At 50.4% G+C, this 18,463-nt stretch carries 13 protein-coding genes and 2 pseudogenes; 4 read left to right on the top strand and 11 right to left on the bottom strand.

Features of this window, described 5'->3' with window-relative positions:
- Positions 1–31: 31 nt before the first annotated feature.
- Positions 32–1,285 carry a metal-dependent hydrolase family protein gene (locus tag CJ187_RS07690; RefSeq protein ID WP_102216989.1) on the bottom strand — a complete coding sequence of 418 codons (1,254 nt, stop codon included), beginning with the start codon at positions 1,283–1,285 and terminating at the stop codon, positions 32–34.
- Between the two features lie 341 nt (positions 1,286–1,626).
- On the opposite strand from CJ187_RS07690, the gene CJ187_RS07695 reads away from it, so the two are divergent.
- Entirely contained in the window at positions 1,627–2,517 is an 891-nt protein-coding gene (locus CJ187_RS07695) for a MurR/RpiR family transcriptional regulator (protein WP_102216990.1), read from the top strand.
- Here the strand turns inward: CJ187_RS07695 and CJ187_RS07700 are convergent.
- Positions 2,486–3,838, bottom strand: a complete 1,353-nt coding sequence (locus CJ187_RS07700) for a lyase family protein (RefSeq protein WP_102216991.1) — start codon at positions 3,836–3,838, stop codon at positions 2,486–2,488. The genes CJ187_RS07695 and CJ187_RS07700 overlap by 32 nt on opposite strands.
- Before the next feature lie 40 nt (positions 3,839–3,878).
- On the bottom strand, positions 3,879–5,243 hold the full coding sequence (gene dcuC / locus CJ187_RS07705; protein ID WP_102216992.1) for a C4-dicarboxylate transporter DcuC: 1,365 nt from the start codon (positions 5,241–5,243) through the stop codon (positions 3,879–3,881).
- A 1,729-nt stretch (positions 5,244–6,972) separates the two neighbouring features.
- Between dcuC and CJ187_RS07710 the strand changes: the two genes are divergently transcribed.
- Positions 6,973–7,611, top strand: coding sequence for a sugar O-acetyltransferase (locus CJ187_RS07710; RefSeq protein WP_102216993.1), 639 nt, complete (start codon positions 6,973–6,975; stop codon positions 7,609–7,611).
- Between the two features lie 385 nt (positions 7,612–7,996).
- Here the strand turns inward: CJ187_RS07710 and CJ187_RS07715 are convergent, their stop codons facing one another.
- From CJ187_RS07715 to rpmH, 8 genes and pseudogenes are all read right to left on the bottom strand, one after another.
- Complete coding sequence (locus tag CJ187_RS07715; RefSeq protein WP_102216994.1) at positions 7,997–9,463, bottom strand: ParB/RepB/Spo0J family partition protein; 1,467 nt, start codon at positions 9,461–9,463, stop codon at positions 7,997–7,999.
- A gap of 2 nt (positions 9,464–9,465) precedes the next feature.
- A complete protein-coding gene (locus CJ187_RS07720) occupies positions 9,466–10,344 on the bottom strand; it encodes a ParA family protein (protein ID WP_269843592.1) in 879 nt (292 codons plus the stop codon).
- Positions 10,345–11,143: 799 nt separating this feature from the next.
- Positions 11,144–11,806: pseudogene (gene rsmG / locus CJ187_RS07725) on the bottom strand (16S rRNA (guanine(527)-N(7))-methyltransferase RsmG); the annotation flags it as partial.
- A gap of 366 nt (positions 11,807–12,172) precedes the next feature.
- Positions 12,173–12,664, bottom strand: a pseudogene (locus CJ187_RS07730) (protein jag); the annotation flags it as partial.
- Positions 12,664–13,995 (bottom strand): membrane protein insertase YidC, encoded by a 1,332-nt coding sequence (yidC, locus tag CJ187_RS07735; RefSeq protein ID WP_102216997.1) that lies wholly within the window; start codon positions 13,993–13,995, stop codon positions 12,664–12,666. The gene yidC and the pseudogene CJ187_RS07730, both read right to left, overlap by 1 nt.
- Before the next feature lie 13 nt (positions 13,996–14,008).
- The gene (yidD, locus tag CJ187_RS09490; protein ID WP_102216998.1) at positions 14,009–14,464 is read right to left on the bottom strand and encodes a membrane protein insertion efficiency factor YidD; all 456 of its coding nucleotides are present in this window, start codon (positions 14,462–14,464) and stop codon (positions 14,009–14,011) included.
- Positions 14,449–14,859, bottom strand: a complete 411-nt coding sequence (rnpA, locus tag CJ187_RS07745) for a ribonuclease P protein component (RefSeq protein WP_102216999.1) — start codon at positions 14,857–14,859, stop codon at positions 14,449–14,451. Before rnpA ends, yidD begins: the two co-directional genes overlap by 16 nt.
- On the bottom strand, positions 14,860–14,997 hold the full coding sequence (gene rpmH, locus CJ187_RS07750; protein ID WP_102217000.1) for a 50S ribosomal protein L34: 138 nt from the start codon (positions 14,995–14,997) through the stop codon (positions 14,860–14,862).
- A 457-nt stretch (positions 14,998–15,454) separates the two neighbouring features.
- Here rpmH and dnaA point away from each other — a divergent pair, with 457 nt between their 5' ends.
- Both dnaA and dnaN read left to right on the top strand, forming a co-directional pair.
- Positions 15,455–16,954, top strand: a complete 1,500-nt coding sequence (dnaA, locus tag CJ187_RS07755; protein ID WP_284667387.1) for a chromosomal replication initiator protein DnaA — start codon at positions 15,455–15,457, stop codon at positions 16,952–16,954.
- Positions 16,955–17,307: 353 nt separating this feature from the next.
- On the top strand, positions 17,308–18,441 hold the full coding sequence (dnaN, locus tag CJ187_RS07760; RefSeq protein ID WP_102217002.1) for a DNA polymerase III subunit beta: 1,134 nt from the start codon (positions 17,308–17,310) through the stop codon (positions 18,439–18,441).
- Positions 18,442–18,463 lie beyond the last annotated feature (22 nt).

The raw sequence follows: 18,463 nt of genomic DNA on the forward strand, positions 1-18,463 counted from the left end.
ACGAGCTAGTCCGCGTTGGTGGAGCGATGCACTACCCGTAGATAAACTCACCTTCTTTCATGATCACGTCCATGTTTTCGCGCTTCAGGTCACGAATATTTGTAGCTGGATCCCCGTTGATTACCAGCAGGTCTGCGGCTTTCCCATTTTCGAGCGAGCCGGTTACCTCATCAACACCCAGCATTTTCGCGCCATTTGAAGACGCGCAGCGAATTGCGTAAACGGGGGAGAACTTCGCTTTCTCCACGAATGCGTACACTTCACCAATCAGCGTCGTCCCGTACGGAGTGAGTGAGGAGCAGAACGAGTCCGAACCAGTAACCAGGGTGATTCCTTTTGCGTCCGCTTTCCGCAAGTTGTCGTACACGCGCGCCAGTTCGCGTTCCTCCCGAGTTTCACCGGGGTACTTGTCTTGTTCCGGGTTGTACTCCGGAGGATATGTCTTGAACCACTGTTCCAAGAACTGAATGGTTGGGCAGAAGTAGATTCCTTTTTCCGCCATAATGTCGAGGCATTCTTCGTTGAGGGTCTGCCCGTGGATAATCAGGTGCACCCCCGCTTTCGCGCTCGCGAGCGCCCCTTCGTACCCTTCTGCGTGCGACCACACGGGAATGTGCACCATGCGGCATTCGTCAACTACCGCGTTAATTTCTTCTTGCGTGTAGTGCTGCAGCAGTTTGTCGTCGTGCCGCCAAATACCCCCGCCGGTCGCCCAGATTTTGATGGCGTCCACGTTTTCACGTAGCCGGTTTCTTACTGCGTGCCTGAGGTTCCAGGGTCCGTCTACGCGCTGCGCCCAGGGGTGGGATGCATTGTTGTAGTCGAGGGGGAGTTTGTGCGAGTCTCCGTGGCCGGAGGTTCTACAGAATCCCAGGCCCGTGCACACCATGCGTGGCCCGCGGATTATGCCGGCGTTGATGGTGTTGCGGATAGCTACGCCAGAGCGCGAGATTTCCCCCACCGTGGTCAAACCACTTTCTACGGCATCGCGCGCTTGCTGCACTGCGATAACTGTTTTTTCGGTTGGGTCGTCCAGCACCCACTGGGTGTCGTCGTCACTTTCGTTACCTGTGAAGTGCACGTGGGAGTCAATCAGCCCGGGCATTATTGTTTTCTCACTGATGTTTCTTTCCACGTATTCTTGGGGTACTTTTTTGTAGGGGCCAGCGTATTCGATTTTCTGGCCTTTAATCAGCACGAGGCTGTCCTCCGTTGGATCTGCCCCGGTACCGTCAATGAGTTTTCCATGTGTGAACGCTACGTTCGTTTCAGCTTCCCGTTTCATGAAATTTACCTCGCTATGTTACCCAAGTGAACAGGTTTTGTTCCCAGGCACTTTCAGTATATAATCTGCATCACATTTTCCTTGTGCTGAAAGTCCTGTATGTTTATGCAGATCAAACCGAACTATTTCCCTATTTCGGTGAATATCGGAATGCCCACTTGAGGTTATTCGGCTTAAAATACTCGTCTCATAGATTAACTCTTAAATTAACTGGAAACCTACGGCAACGTTTGCGAGGCGCATTTCGCTGTTATACCGACAGTTATATAACCGACCCTTATACGAGCAACCGTTCTATTACTGCGGGCGTTGCTAGACTAAAATACTCACCAGGAGGCGTAATGACTGACACTAAACCGAGCGATAAAGGGCTTTTTGAACGCATAGCACTGCTGGACAACCCTACGCCTGCGGATCAGCAGATCGCAGACTTTTTTGCCTCCGATTACCCAAATTTGGCATTCCGAGATTTAGCATCCATGTGTGAAGGCGCCGGAGTTTCCACGGCGAGTATCACCCGGTTTGTTCGAAAACTTGGTTACGAGAACTTCCGGGATTTCTCTAATGCACTTCGCACCGAGGTTGCCACGAGTTTCGACCGGCCTTTGCAGCGCTCCTCCACGGCGCAAATACCTCAGGAACCTGGATTTGAACTAGAACAACAATTCTCACTAGCTCTCGAAGACATTCAGCAAACACTAGCGTTGTATTCACGTGAGGATTTCATTGCCATAAGTAAACTTTTAGCTGACCAATCCCGACCAGTATATTTGGCGTCTTTCGCAACCGGGCGGACTCTCATCAACTACTTCGCATTAATGCTTAAATACCAGCGTCCCGATGTGAACCTAATTAGTGCGCCAGATATGACAGCGCATGACCTGGTTGATATTACGGACAATTCGTTGCTACTAGCGACTTCGTTTGACCGGCATCCAAAACTCACCTACCGGATTCTACAGTTCACAAAGAAACGTGGTGGCACAACTATTTTGCTGAGCAATCGTCCCACCACGCCTTTGCGCCGCTACGCGGATCACTTTCTGCTGATTAACAGTTCGGCAAGTGCGCGATTCAAAAGTAGAGCCACCTTGCTGCTCACCCTCGAGTCCCTCCTATACGCAGTTGAAACACTGAACAGTGACACTTCGACCGAAAGAACACAGCTTCTAGAATCCGTTAACGACGAGTTAGATCTTTTTATTCACCCAACTGATTTTGAAACCGCTTAGCTGCATCGCGTGAGATTTCACTTGACATCCCTAAATATCCCCTCGGGTCCTCTAGTGCCTCAAAATCAATATCTTCAACTTCATTCGCGTACTCGCTGGCAAGCATAAACTCCTTCAGCGGCGTGCGGTTAACCCGGTATTCTTTAGCGAAGTCCTGTAGTAAATCGTGCGCTGCTTCTTGGCCAATATGTTTCGCCAGCACCATCATGATTCCCTCCGTCATGAGCAGCGGCGATTCAAGCAACGTGTTGTTAACCAGCTGGGTTTCGTTAAAAGCTAGTTGGTCTAGTAACCGCAAAAGTTTCGCGGCCGCGTGCTCTACAGCAATAAAAATCTGTGGTAGCGCGTCTCGTTCGACCTCTAAACTCCGGTGGTCACGTTCGAACGACGCTGGTGGTTGAGTTAAGACTGTGGCCGCTAACCCCGCTGCCAGCCGAGCGCCCACAGAAATCTTCATTGTTGTGAACGGGTTCAGTTTTTGAGGCATCGTGGATGAGCCTGATGCGTGTGCATCCATTTGCTCCCGCGCTTCCGCCAAGTCAGTGCGTTGCATGTCGAATAGGTCTTCAGCTATCTTCGCCAGGCTTTGCCCATAGATCGCCAAGGTGCAGCAAAGCTCCGTGATTGCGTCACGTGAAGCATGCCATGGCACGGGTTCAAACGACAACTCAAGCTTTGCCGCGATTGACTGGGCCACAGACATTCCTTCTTTCCCCATGGAAGCGTATGTGCCCGCGGCACCGGAGAATTGAACTAATGTTGCCCGCTCGTATCCGTCATGCAGACGTTGTTGTGAACGTTCTATTTCTGCTAGCCAGCGGGCAAAACGGGTTCCGAGGGTGGTGGGTAGAGCATGTTGACCGTTTGTCCGCGCCACCATTAAAGTATCAGCGTGTTCCTCCGCTAGCGTCGCCATTTTTTGCTTCAGTTCATCGAGCTGGTGGAACAACCAGTTGTAGCTTTGTTTGATCTGTAGTGCTCGCCCGGTGTCGAGAATATCTTGGCTGGTTGCACCGAAATGCACCCATCCGCGAACTTCGTTTGGCACTTGTGATCTGATTGCGTCTAACGCTGCTATGAGGGGGTTACCGACTTTGCCGGCACGCGCTTTTTCTACCAGGGCGTCGCTTATTTTCGCGTGCTCACTGATTAGTTGGGAAGCGTTTTTTGGGATCATCCCGTTGTCACCCTGAACTTTCGCGAGCGCCACTTCCACGTTTACGATTGCTTTTAGTACCGCTACTTCGTCCCATATTTGGGCAAATTCTGAGGTTACATAGCCTTTCTTACTTAAGGATGAGTTGAGTGCACCGAATCCCATTTTGACCTTTCTGTTTTTGGTTTGAGCGGAACAAGCGATTTTAGATGAGTGTCATTGAGAGGACGGTCATCACTATGCTGCCGACAATCATCGGCACTGCGGTTCGTTTAACTATTTCAAGGGGGGACACTCCGAGACCACCTGCGACGGCAATCACCACTCCGGAAACCGGCGACATGGATCGGAATAGACCGGAAGCAAACTGCATTGGGGTTACTAGTTGTGTGGCCGACGAGTTTAACCCTGTGGCGATTTGTGGGGCGAGTTTGGCAAATGCAGAGAATGCACCCACACCGGAGCCAGTTAGGAAGGTTACTAACCCAACGGTTAACGCGAAGATGACAATCATGAGTGTTACTCCGTACCCAGTTTTTTCTGCGGAGTTGATGAGCAGGTCTATTAGGCCAGTTGTTTTGAGGCCTTCCGCGAAGAATTGCGCGGCGATAATTAGGGCCACTACTGATCCGAACATTTTTCCCATTCCTTGGAAAAACTCAGTAGAGCCGTTGACTATTTGTTTTCCGCCGCGACCACGGATTGCTTCGATTACGCTTGCGATGGCCCATACCAGTACGAACGCGGACACGGTTGATAGTTCTATCGAGTCGTTGATAATCGGGCTGAAGATAACCAGGAGGATGATGGGTAACACCACGAGTATTGAGTACCATTTAGGGGCTTTTAAACCCTCATCTTTTTCATCCATTTTATCTACAGTGGTGGCCTTTGAACGCTTATCGAAGTACTTTTGTGTGAATACGTGAGTAATGGCGATTGCGATAATTGTGGGTACCGCTACGATCAGTTGGTTTTGGACGAAGTAAACTGCTGGGGACATTTCGACGATGTCGGCTGCAAGAACAGTGGTGCCGGTTGCTGGCCCCATCGGTAAGGCACTGGATGTGGCGATCACGGCACCTGCTGCGGCGGGGTTAACGCCCGCGTTTTTCAGGATTGGTAGTAGCACTACGAGTAGTAGGATCGCCAGGCCAGCTGCCGATGGAATGACCATCATTAGTAGTTGCCCCAGAAAGTACGCGATAATTAGGAGTAGGTACGGGCGTCGGATTCGCGACACTACACCCGAGGCGACTTCTACTAGCGCGCGGGCAGCACCGATCTTGTTCATGTATGCGGAGAAACCACCGGCTGCCATAATTATGAGCCCGACACCGGTCAGTTGGCTTCCTGCAATTCTCTCGAACAGCCCGAGAATGTCGAACCATCGCGATCCCGAGGTGATGTCTTTTTCAAGTAGGTAAACAGAGGGGTTTACTATTAGCGATACAGCGAGCAGAACAAACCCGGTGCCTAAAAGGACTATCACCGGTTTATATCCTTTTACCATGAGGAATCCTGCCAGGATCGTAAGAATGATCGCTAATACTGCAAGAAATGCTGACATTCTTTTCCTGTTCCTGCGTCTTGGTGTGCTAGCTACGTCACCAACACTTTGACTACCAAACCGCACTGCGTGTAATTACACTAACACTGATGCACTAGTACTGCAATTGTACTAACAGTCTTCTTGGGGCGCGTTTTCATTTGACTGTGTCCAGTTACCTATATTTTGTTTTGCCAGTTTTGTCCCAGTGAGTCTTGAACGAACGTTTCAAAGCTGCCCGTTAATTTTTAGCGAATGAGTTGTAAGGTCATGAGGGGAAATAAGTGAGTTGGTCCTAAAAGCGAATTGGTTTTCAGGTCCTAGAAGTAAATTGGTTGGCAAATCCTATTAACAAATTGGTTGGCAGATCCCAATAGTGAATTGGATGGCAGCTCTTAGGAAGGACAATACTCATAATCATCATTTCTCAAGAAAACTACCCCTAGAGATTGCTTCTCTAAGACACTCGAATACTCAAAGCCTCGACCCGATCGGAATGTCCCCTTCTCATCAGAACTACCAGACTCCACGGACGCAAGGCCCGCGAATACATGTCTCCCAATGCGCTAGCTCTGTAATGGATACTGCCAAGGAACGTCACCTCATACTATCCACTTTCCAAACTGCCCACTTCCCAAAACTACTCACTTCCCAAAAAGAGCAGGCGGTAACCGATCTCAGCTCGGAGAGCTCAGTTTGTAAAAGTGCAATGCTCTCTCAGAATTACCAACAAATGACGTATTTGTTCTTTTGACTCTTTTATCAACTAGTGTTGGTTTTTCTTTATGCAGGTAATTCAGGTTCATAAGCGAGCAACTGGCTGCGTTTGTGTCAGATACCCAGTGAAGTTTTTACTTTAGACACTGCGTAGAGTTCTTGTACACGCTTTCGCCTTTAGCGCTTCTGTACGAGGCTAAAAGCGGCTCTTGCGTAAGCGACTCATGTTAAGTAAGTCCTTGCTCATCACGATTGAGTTCTGCGCAGAATCCGTAACAGTACAGCATGGGTCTTGATCAGAATTGTTTCACGTGAAACACATTGGTTCTTATTCTATTAACTCTCAGGCGTGCAGATGATCTCCGTACCCTTGGAGCTACGTTCCAGAAGAGTTCCTACACCGGAACAACTACTGATCACAAAGCAAACTAACAACACCTAAATTGTCCTGAGGGAATCTATTACGGAGCTGCATGAAGAATCAATAGAAGGATGCAAGTGTATGCGACAGAAGAGTTGCGAGCAGTTGTTGATACCTCTCTCTACCGTCTTGAAGTGCTCTGCGCTACACTAGCTGATAATTCCTACTAGCACTATCCAATGGATTTCTTGCCATTGTTGACTACCGCTCTATGACGCATTTACTATCCCGAAATCCATAGTCTCTTCGACTTACGCGCACCCTATTCCCAACCGCACTATTTCACGAACTCGACGGTCAACTGGCGGATACGAAACTCCTATGTTCCACATAGCGTTTCTATACCAGTTAACACTCTCTTACTGGACATTGCTCTTCTACCAAATAGTGCCTCTATGTAGACGTTGCCACTCACTAGATGTTGTACTTCCACCAGGTATTCCACTTCCACTAAATATTCTCCCACTAGGCAACACTTCTATACGAGGTAAATGTTCCGATTCAATCGTCCGGGATAACATCCTTATCAAAACCGCACCTGCACGCTAACTACAGAGCTCCTTGCTTATGTTCATGTGTCCTACATCAGCGCGCTACAGTAGGCTAGTTACTATGAGGACTAATAATTTTCGGCACGACGAACGCAGCAATAAACAACGCATGGACTCTGGAGACTGGTACATTGCAGAAGACCCAGAACTCGCCGCACAATACAAAAAAGCTCTCCTCGCAATGCGGCGCGCAGAAGATCGCTACCCTTACGACCCCGCCGGAGCCCAAGAAGAATACAAAGCTCTGCTAGGCGGTATCGGCGAAGATGTACACATTCGCCCACCAGCTCGCTTCGATTACGGAAGCAATACTTACATTGGCGAAGGCACATTTGTTAACTATGGCCTCGCATGCCTCGACGTCGCGCGAGTAACCATTGGCAAGAACTGTCAGATCGCAACCAACGTTCAATTGCTTACCGCACTGCACCCGCTTGAAGTTGAACCAAGAAAAGCGCGTTGGGAAGCTGCAGATCCAATAACCATAGGTGATAACGTCTGGCTCGGTGGCGGGGTTATTGTCTGCCCAGGGGTTACCATCGGTGATAACTCCGTTATCGGAGCTGGATCAGTTGTTGTCAAAGATATACCCGCTGATGTTATCGCAGTGGGTAACCCCTGCAGGATTCTTCGTGACCTACCTAAATATGAAGGTGGACCTATAGACACTGAAACTAACACACTTAACACAGGATTCTAACCCCTATTTGCAGAGCACCGCACTCGCGTTGCTTAGACCCAATTGCTCGGGTCTCCAGAGCCCTTTTCGAATCCTAAAACTGAATTCCATTTTTAAATGCCGATACTTCAGACAATAGAAATCGAAGGATGTAGGCAAGGGGCGGATTGTTTCACGTGAAACAATCCGCCCCTCTTGGTACTCCAAACACCATATTCTCGAGTGAACCCATATTTCCCGGACTCATCAAGGACACAAACGTTCCCGATAAACAAACAGTTATTAACGGTATGTACTTTCATATGCTGTTGGTCAGCCGCAGGCTGAGAAAGACCGTGCTAACTAAATCACCGTCTACGCGATATGCAAAGCATAGTTAGCGTAAACCGGAATTTCCCAGCACCTTCTAATCGCGTGCTGCTAGCTTTCCAATAAGCTCTTTTAAGCGTGCCAAGTCCTCTTCCCCGGCAAACTCAACGACAATACGTCCCTTCTTTTTACCCTCTACTACACTTACCCTTGTGTCAAAAATGTCGGTAAGCCGATCTACAACTGCTGAAGCATTTGCAGATAAAGGCTTAGTTGATATCCGCGTTTTGCGTTTAGGCCGCGCTTTCGAACTAACTTCACCTAGAGCCACAATCTCTTCTGTTGTGCGAACGGACAGTCCTTCGGAAATAATCCGGTCGGCAAGCGTCTCCATCTCCTGTTTAGAGTCGAGTCCGAGAAGTGCCCGCGCATGCCCAGCTGAAAGTACACCCGAAGCAAGTTTCATTTGAACACTCGCCGGTAGCTTCAGTAGCCGCAAAGTGTTGGCTATCTGAGAGCGTGAGCGCGCAATCTTTGCTGAGAGTTCCGCTTGGGTACAACCAAAATCATCTAAAAGCTGTCGGTAAGCACTAGCTTCCTCCACTGGATTCAACTGAGACCGGTGCAAGTTCTCCAGCAGTGCTTCGCGCAGCATCTGTGTATCATCGGTATCCCTAACAATCGCTGGAATGCTTTCTAAACCAGCGTCTTTTGAAGCCCGCAACCGCCGCTCGCCCATAATCAGTTCATATTGAGGAGCACGATCAAGTCCAATTTCTTTTCGTTTCCCAATAACATCCTCATATAGCGGATCATCCAAGTCCGCTATAGGACGCACAACAACTGGTTGTAAAACCCCCATTTGTGCAATCGACTCTGCCAACTCAGCCAGTTCATCCTCATCGAATACCTGCCTGGGTTGCCGCACGTTCGGAATTATGACATCCACATCCAACTGGGCAAAAGAAGCACCTGGAACTGGAACAAGCCCGGAATCATCTGTAGCGGACTGCAACGACTGTTCATTGACTCCATTACCGGAAAGCTTCATTGTCGTAGTCGTGTCATTCGCTTTCACTGTGCTACCGTCTTTGCGCGCATAGCTATCGCGCTTGACCTTACCTTTGGCGCGACTTTTAGTATCCCTTTTTTCCAGCTGTGCTTCCTTGTTTCCAGTTTTCACGTTAGTGGATGCTTCGCTGGACACTTTTGGCTCTTGTGCTTGCTTGGTCTTGCTATCGGCACCTTTATTCGGAGGTACTCCATCAGCATCCTTTAGCTTCGGAGTCTTCTTTGCGGAACTGGTGAAGCTTCGAGTAGGTTCTTTCTCGTTCGTCTTGCTCGCTTTTTTCCTCCTCCGATCTGAAGGCTTAAGCAGTTCCTGAGCCAAGGTAGAAGTACGCCGAATACTATCTTGCCTATTGGCAGTACTGTCCGATGCAGGGAAGAACACATCGCGGGGTTTGTCAGCGTGCGAAATTGTTTCACGTGAAACATTCTCTTCTCGCGTCGGAATCAACGATCCCAAACCTCGCCCTAGTGCACGTCTCGATTTCTCCGCCATCTTCACTTTCCTGCCATTCTATTTGCTAATTCCAACGCCACTTTCTTATATGCCAGAGCAGCTGCGCCTCGTGGATCATGGCCAAATATACTCGTTCCGAAACTAGGTGCTTCAGATAATTTCACTGACCGCGGGACAACTGATTTGAAAACCTGTTCAGGGAAGTATCGGCGAATTTCTTCAGCTACTTCCGAAGAAAGATTAGTGCGACGGTCAAACATAGTAATCAAAATCCCACCAATGTCGAGCTTCGGATGCAGATACTCCTTTATTCTCTCTATCGTTCCCAACAGCATTGAGAGACCCTCAAGTGCGTAATACTCTGCCTGAATCGGAACAAGCACCTGATCTGCCGCAACAAATGCGTTCAAAGTTAGCAGCCCCAAAGATGGTGGGCAATCTACAATAATTGTATCCACATCCCGGTGGACGGAAAGGAAAATCTCCAGGGCGCGACGGAGAATGTACTCACGTTGGGCAGCGGAAGATAACTCCAGCTCAGCACCCGAGAGATCGATCGTAGCGGGGCAAACCAGTAAGTTCTCTGACTCTTCACTTGGATATAGGCAGTCCGCTAGTTCTTTATCACCGCGCAGTACGTCGTAAGTAGAAGGCACTTCGGGTTGATGATCAATACCAAGAGCTGTGGAAGCATTCCCCTGTGGATCAGAGTCAATAACAATAACCTTTAACCCACCCTGTGCTAAAGCAACCGCAAGATTCACTGCGGAGGTGGTTTTACCTACGCCACCTTTTTGGTTCGCAACGGTAATCACCTGTGTGCGGGATGGGTGCTGAAAACTAATTCCCTCTAATTCCGCGCGTTCTTGGGCTAAGCGTGCTAGCTCGTCCGCGAATGATTCCTTCGACTCTAGGGCCACCGGATCTCCTTTCTTACCCACTAAGTCTAATCGGTGAACCCACATAAAAGACACTCAACCCGCAACCTGTGTATAGTGCATTATTACCCCTGGTTTTACTTGTGCATTTGCGGCGTATTTCCGCTATTTATCCACATTTTCATTCCGTTGAGGTACCTACGCCACCTAGGTGAAACACGCGGCTTGATGGTTGGTGAAATGAAGGTAGTAGCGTGGGAGGGCTAAAACCTAATGACCCGCGGTTCGCACCATAAATCTACCTATGAAAACGAAATTCCTATAAGCGAATAGAAAGCACAATTCCTTAGGGGCGACGCCTGTAAGTGATTAGCAAGTAAAACCCCCTAGAGTAACGTCCGTAAGCCAGTAGCGAGCAGAACCCATGAAGAGCAACACCCGTAGGCAATTAGCAAGCAGAACCCATGAATATCAACGTTCCTCGCGATTGGCAAGTAGGATTTTTGAAGGGAAACGCCTGTCGGGCAGGCCTTGACGGACAGTAACAACTACAAAGGAAGAGATGAGCAATCGCAACAAACTTAGAGGAACTATGAAGCATAGTAAGAATCTAAGAGAACAAGTGAACGCGAGCAATAATCGGCAGCGTAAAAACCAACCGGTTAAAATCGGCAGGGTCACTTAAATAGTGGTGCCAAGCTAACAAAGCTCTGCTAAATGCCGACTGTAGAGGTTTGCTAGCCCAGAGGGTAAAGAAGTCCTATCGAGCGCGCCGTTGTCTACTTGACTTTCTACTATCGCGCCCACCGCGTTTAGTTCTGCTTCGATTACTGGGGTGGCGTTTCGCTTTCGTTGCTACCAGCACCCGTGTGGATTCCTCTTCCATGATCGACGGCACTTCATGCACCTCAACATGTTTCACGTGAAACTTTTGCAGCACTTTCTGCGAATTATTAATCTCCGCGTCCACCTGCCGGCCTTTTAAAGCCACTAATGAACCACCAGAGGCAACCAACGGCAGCGTCATGGGCACCAGCTTTCGTAGCGCAGCCACCGCGCGCGCAGTAACCACATCCGCTACACCCACACCATGCAGATCTTCTGCTCGCGCCCGATGAATCGTCACATTATCCAAACCCAGTTCATAGACCACGTCTTCAAGCCACTCGACGCGTCTCTCCATAGGTTCGGTAAGGTGAACATCCAAATCAGGGCGCATTGTAGCAAGGACTATACCGGGAAAGCCTGCTCCAGATCCAATATCCATAACCTGCTTGCGCGCACCAATAAAATCAACAATCGCTGCGGAATTCACCAAGTGTCGCGACCACAGCCGTGGAAGCTCACGCGGGCCAATCAATCCGCGCAACTCCCCCTCGTCTTCAAGCATGGCGGCAAAATGCTCAATCGCACTAAACGCGGGTCCAAAAAACTTCTTCACGGCCTCATTGGGCTTCTCCAAAGCATCATTGGGCTGCTCCGAAACATCATTTGGATGCCCCAAAGTGTCATTAGGACGCTCCAAAGAATCAAACTCAGCCAAGTCCACCCCACGCGCAGGCACCACACCTTCCCAGCCGCGCCCCGGCTGCGTAGACGAACCCGCAGCCTCAGGCGTCTGGTCTAAATCGCCCAATTTGCCGAAATCACTCGATTCTGCCGGTTCTTGGCCCCGCTCCTGCGCATTACCGAAACCCAGATCGTTTTCCACAGCTAACGATTAGTCCTCATCAGCAATCTGATCAGCAGTCTGATTGGAATCCTGGTCGGAGCCGTCAGCCAACTCAGACTCCACCGCGGAACCATTGTTACCCTCATAGGTATCGGACTCAGAATAATCCTGATCATCATCGGCCTGCGCAACCTCATAATCAGCGGGGTAAATCACCACGCACCGGTTAGGGTTAACGCCCTCAGACTCCGAATGCAGCTGCGCCTCCGCTGCAACATCATGACAAATCTTGCGTTCAAACGGATTCATCGGGTCCAACTTAACCGGCTCATCGTGCATCCGTACACGCGCAACCGCCTCCCCGGCAATCTCGCGCAGCTCCTGCCGGCGATCCTCACGGAATCCCGCGATATCCAACATTAACCGTGACCGCTCACCGGTTTGCGTCTGCACCGCAAGCCGTGTCAACTCCTGCAACGCGTCTAGCACGCGCCCATCCGCACCCACCAGGCGTTCCAAATCCGAATCCGCCTCATCAGACACAATGTCCACAATCGCACGGTCGTTCTCAACATCCAGTTCGATATCCCCATCAAAATCAGCGATATCCAACAGTTCCTCTAGAAAATCCGCAGCAATATCGCCCTCTTTAACGAGGTCGGCCACGCGCTCTTTAGATTCCTCAGACATTACTTATCCTTCTTCTTTTTCTTACCGGCTTCCCGGCGTTGCTTCCGACGTTCCTGCCTACGCTGCTCCAACTCCTGCGCAGACAACTTAGTTTTCGCTTTCTTCCGCTTCTTCATCTGCGCTTCACGTTCAGCACGCCGCCTAGCCGCAGCTGCCTTCTGATCACGCTCCCGCTTCGTTAAACGTTTCGGCTGTTCACCACGCCTTTGCTTCGTCGCAGCGCGGGGTTTAAACCGTTTCGCCCACCGCTCATCGGGCAAACCATCCCACTCGTTAAACGCCAATTCCCGATAGGCCGACAACTGTACCTCAGGCGTCACATCATCAGGAAATTTCGTTGGCACCTTCTGCTTACGTGCCTGCGATTTAATGCTCTTGAGGGTGCGCGCTAAAAGCTGCTCCCGCTCCTGTGAATCATCATCCGAAAGTGAACGGTACTGCTCATCATATTTCTCAAACTCCGGGCGCGCCCACTCCACATACTCTTTCCGACGCCGCACCGTCAGCTTATTGTATGCATCCGAACCCGGCGTGGGCATCCGCGCGATAGTCCAGAACTGCTGGCCCATCGTCCACAAGTTCGTGGTGAACCAGTAAATCAGCACACCCACCTGGAAGAAGAACCCAGAAACACCGATAACTGCCGGCATCATGTACATCATCATGCGTTGGCTACGCATCATCGGGTTATCCGAACTGGTTGCCGACGCCGGCATGTTCTTCATCGTCAACTGCCGCATAGTGATGAACTGCGTGAACACCATCAGAAGAATCATCACCACAATCACGACTTTCGACGAGAACAGGTTAGTCGTCGTAAAGCTCGCTGAAAGCGGAGCCCCAAACAGCGTGGAGTTTTCAATATCGGATGCCAACCGCGAGTTCAACGGCCCAATATTCGCACCCCCCGCGTACGTACCGGCCGCAATCTGGGAAGTGGATGCCAACACGCGGAACAGAGCAAAGAAAATCGGCATCTGCGCCAAAATCGGCAGGCACGAAGAGAACGGGCTCGTCCCATTCTCCCGGTAGAGCGCCATCATTTCCTCACTCTGACGCTGCCTACTCGCCTGGTCCGTTTTTCCCTTGTACTTCTCCTGCAGCTTCTTCAGCTCCGGCTGCACCAGCTGCATATTGCGTGAGGCACGAATCTGCCTAAAGAACAGAGGAATCAAAATAATGCGCACCAGCACAGTCAGGCCCACGATGGACAAAATCCATGCGATACCCGGCCCGTCATCCATCCCGAGGAACACCAACAGGTCGTGCAGGCGCACCATAATCCAAGCCACCACTACCTTGAACGGGTAGAGAAGTTTGTCAAACCACACGGTTTAAGCTCCTTTAATGATTCCTGATGGCGCATTCGCCACCGCTGTTGTTAGCCAGGCTACCCGGCTGTTCCTGTAAAACCTTAGAGGATTTCTCCCCTAGAACCTTAGAGGGTTTATCCCCAAAATCCTCATCAGACTCACTACTGCGGTCCCCTTCCAACTCGCAGCTGGGAGCCTCATTAGACTCGCACTCGAACTCGTCCAACGGGAGACGCACGTAAGGTTCCGGTTTCCACCTGCCCACCTTCGGCACATGATCCACACCGCCTAACGACCACGGGTTACACCGCAGTAAACGCCACACAGCTAAAATCAAACCCTTTACCGGACCGTGCACCTCAAGCGCTTTAACTGCATACGCTGAACACGACGGATAATACCGGCAAGTAGGCGGCAAACCAGGGGAAATGAAGCGCTGATAGAACCGAATTGGAACCATCAGTACGCGCGCTAAAATGCTTCGCATAGTTTCCCTCGGTTCCGTTTCATCTGCTGCAATCGCTCGCGTTCAAACCGTTTTAACTTCGCTAATGTGCGCGTCAAAGCACTGTCTAATGAAGTTTCAATCTCAGCGAAAGACCTTCCCCTGATTCCCGGTAAGGCACGCACCACAACCAGCGTCTGATCTGGGATAATCACTAATCTTTCGCGCATGAGGTGGCGCAGTTGCCGCTTCGTCCGATTCCGATCCACCGCCCGCGGATACACCCGCTTAGGTACGACGAAACCGACGAGGGTTCCTTGTATTTCCTCGCCGGTTACTGCGTGAACAACTAGTTCGCTATTACCGCTCCGCCGTCCACGGCGCGTCGCTAGCCGAAAAAGTTCCGGTTCCCGCAAACGATGTTCGGCCGGTAACACTTAAGCAGACAGCTTAGCGCGACCCTTGCGGCGGCGGTTTGAAAGAATCGCACGACCCGCGCGAGTGCGCATACGCAGACGGAAACCGTGTTTGCGTGAGCGGCGACGGTTGTTCGGCTGGAAAGTTCGCTTAGTCACGATATTCTCCTCGTTACTCGTTCTTGAAGGCCACAGCCTTCGAAGCTACCTCGGTGACACGAAAGAAATCGAGCTAACACCCTCGCAAACCCCTCGCGCCATGTTTCACGCCCAAAAGGGCGCACTTATGCAACTATCACAGCCTAATAAAAGCCTATAGTTCCGTCAATGCAGCCACGTTTAGTTCCCCTCACACAAAGTTCTCCACACCTGTGGATAGAGGTGGGGATAACTACACGCGTGAAACTGTTGAAAACTATTTATCCACAGGCTGTGCAATTCGGACAATTCCCAGAAAGCGCAAGATAATCACATTCATGTAATCTCACTAGTGTTTATCCACAAGCTTGTCCCCATGTTGGGGATAACTTTTTGATTTCTGTGCAAAAGTGACACACTAGGGGATACGCTCAGATATTAGACAGTGTTAAACATCACGAGAAGGTGAGGAGCCCAATTGGAAGGTCCATCCCTGCAGCAAGCGTGGGACCAGACGATCTCACAGCTCGACGCTCAAGAAATTGGCCCCGCCGCATACGCGTTTATCCAAATGACCCAATGCCTAGGCATTATTGAAGGCACCATCCTCGTTGCCGTGCCCAACGACTTCACTAAGAACTACCTCGAGTCACGCGTATACGAAACCCTCACCGAAAACCTCGCGCAAGTAATGGGCCAAAGCGTGCGCATCGCCTTCTCAGTCGACACCAGCCTCGAAAACCGCTACATCGAAGAACAAGCCGTGGCCACCGACGCGGAAACTGACAGCGAAACTAAGCAGTCACCTTCCACCGGTGAGGCAGATGAACCTCAAGAAAAACCAAACGCCCCCACCCAACCCAGTGCGCCCACCAGTGCCAATGTGCCCACCGGGACCGATGTGGATACGCGACTCAACCCCAAATACACTTTCGACACGTTCGTAATCGGCTCATCCAACCGATTTGCCAACGCCGCCGCCACCGCGGTTAGTGAAATGCCAGCAAAAGCCTACAACCCACTATTTATCTACGGTGGGTCAGGGCTGGGGAAAACGCACTTACTGCACGCCATCGGTAATTACTCACTGTCTCTATACCCACATTTGCGGGTGCGGTACGTCAGCTCTGAAGAGTTTACGAACGACTTCATTAACTCAATCCGCGACGATCGAGCAGAAGATTTCCAACGCCGCTACCGCGAAATCGACATCCTCCTCGTCGACGACATCCAGTTCATTCAAGGTAAAGAACAGACAGTGGAAGAGTTCTTCCACACCTTCAACACCTTGCATAACGCGGATAAGCAGGTGGTGATTACCTCCGATGTTCCACCGAAACAACTGTCTGGATTCGAAGACCGGATGCGTTCACGTTTCGAAATGGGGCTACTCACTGACATTCAACCACCAGACCTGGAGACACGCATCGCGATTCTACGTAAGAAAGCCACTGCGGAGAACCTGGATGTTGACCCTGAGGTACTTGAGTACATTGCGTCACGCATCGCCTCTAACATTCGCGAACTAGAAGGATCCCTAATTCGCGTAACCGCGTACGCAAACCTCACGGACCAACGCATTAACCGAGAGCTCGCGGAACTGGTGCTGAAAGATATTCTCTCGGACAGTGACGAAACCGAAATCACGGTTTCGCTGATTATGGGCGAGATAACCGGGTACTTCAACATCACTGTGGAACAACTGTGCTCTGCCGACCGCTCTCGCGAACTCGTGCAAGCACGTCAAATAGCGATGTATCTGTGCCGCGAGCTCACCGACTTGTCTTTACCTAAAATCGGTCAAGCCTTCGGTGGGCGCGATCACACCACGGTTATGTATGCCAATCGGAAGATCTCTAAAGAGATGACTATGAAGCGCGAAATTTACAACCACGTCACCGAACTAACCGGAAGAATTAACAAAAAGCCCGCCAACACTAGTGTTATCCACAGACAGCCTGTGGAAAGCTGTGGATAAGTGGGGAAAAATTGGTTTTTCAGACCAAAATCTGTGGATAACTTTGAGGGATACATACAGATTTCCACAGTTCCATCCACTTATCCACAGGTTGTGCCCAATTGTTATCCACCATTTAATCCGCAGCAAGACGCGTGAATTACAACATTTGCACACAATTCACAGCCCCTATAACTACTACGAACTAACTAATTACAAAAAATCTCATTTCCCCGCATGTGGAGAAACGCGAACTCGGCATGTCGCCTTGAAAACCAAATGAACAGTTCTCTCACAGATATGAACTTAGATCACAAATCGCGTAAAGTTGTACAGCAGAGTTCTTGTCATCCTCGCACTGAAAGGTAGGCACCATGGATTTCACCGTTCCCCGGGATATCCTTAAAGAAGCCGTTAAGTGGACAGCACAGACAGTGCCTAAACGTCCATCTGTGCCCATTCTAGCTGGAATCCGTTTAACTGCTGAGGATGGAGTACTTGAACTCTCCTCATACGACTATGAAACTTCTACTCGCTCTCAAATCCCAGCGGAAGTAGATGTGCCAGGTGACATCCTGGTTCCCGGTAAACTCCTAGCATCAATCACCCAGAGCCTGCCGAACGCACCAGTGCGCTGCAAACTCGAGGATACCCGGATGAAACTCGAATGCGGGGCAGCCCACTTCGTCCTCGCCACAATGTCCGTGGATGAATACCCAACTATGCCGGTAATGCCACAAACCCGCGGTAGTTTCGACTCCAAAGTGCTTTCAGAAGCCATTAGCCAAGTATCCATCGCGGCATCGCGCGACGACACAATCCCACTTCTCACCGGGGTACGCATCGAAATTGACGACGACACCATCACCTTCCTAGGTACAGACAGGTACCGACTAGCGATGAAAGAGTTCAAATGGAACCCCTCCGAAGCAGGTGTCTCCACCTCATTGCTAGTGAAAGCCTCAACGCTGTCAGAAGTCGCTAAATCTATGACTTCTGCTGGAAGCGTGGACTTTGCCTTTGACATAGAACAAACCGGGCCTAACTCCCTGGTAGGCTTTACCGCCGGAGCGCGCCAATCCACCTCAACGCTAATGGATGGGGAATACCCACCTGTGCGACGCCTCTTCCCAGAAGAAACCAATGTCCACGCCGTAGTGAAACGCGACGTACTCCTAGAAGCGGTGAAACGCGTATCCTTGGTGGCCGAACAAAAAACCTCGGTGAGGCTGATATTTGAGGGAGAAGAACTAACGTTGCGGGCCGGGCAAGATGACTCGTCACAAGCCTCCGAACAAGTACCCGTGGCGCTGCATGGGGAAGCACTCCAAACGGCATTCAACCCCAGTTTCCTACAAGCCGGACTATCTGCATTAGATACCGACTACGTTCGGTTCTCTTTCACCGAACCCATGAAGCCAGCTGTGATTACGGGGCAAAACGAACAAGACGGGGAAGATGACCTCACGTACCGGTACCTACTGATGCCAATCCGGTTTGGAATTTAACTGTACCCAACCGCCTAGTTTG

Source organism: Gleimia hominis (assembly GCF_002871945.2).
Taxonomy (GTDB): Bacteria; Actinomycetota; Actinomycetes; order Actinomycetales; family Actinomycetaceae; genus Gleimia; species Gleimia hominis_A.

Bases quoted from the DNA above. Each gene is read 5' to 3' on its own strand.
- CJ187_RS07690 (WP_102216989.1), bottom strand. From the start codon at position 1,285: ATGAAACGGGAAGCTGAAACGAACGTAGCGTTCACACATGGAAAACTC.
- CJ187_RS07695 (WP_102216990.1), top strand. From the start codon at position 1,627: ATGACTGACACTAAACCGAGCGATAAAGGGCTTTTTGAACGCATAGCA.
- CJ187_RS07700 (WP_102216991.1), bottom strand. From the start codon at position 3,838: ATGGGATTCGGTGCACTCAACTCATCCTTAAGTAAGAAAGGCTATGTA.
- dcuC (WP_102216992.1), bottom strand. From the start codon at position 5,243: ATGTCAGCATTTCTTGCAGTATTAGCGATCATTCTTACGATCCTGGCA.
- CJ187_RS07710 (WP_102216993.1), top strand. From the start codon at position 6,973: ATGAGGACTAATAATTTTCGGCACGACGAACGCAGCAATAAACAACGC.
- CJ187_RS07715 (WP_102216994.1), bottom strand. From the start codon at position 9,463: ATGGCGGAGAAATCGAGACGTGCACTAGGGCGAGGTTTGGGATCGTTG.
- yidD (WP_102216998.1), bottom strand. From the start codon at position 14,464: ATGCGAAGCATTTTAGCGCGCGTACTGATGGTTCCAATTCGGTTCTAT.
- dnaN (WP_102217002.1), top strand. From the start codon at position 17,308: ATGGATTTCACCGTTCCCCGGGATATCCTTAAAGAAGCCGTTAAGTGG.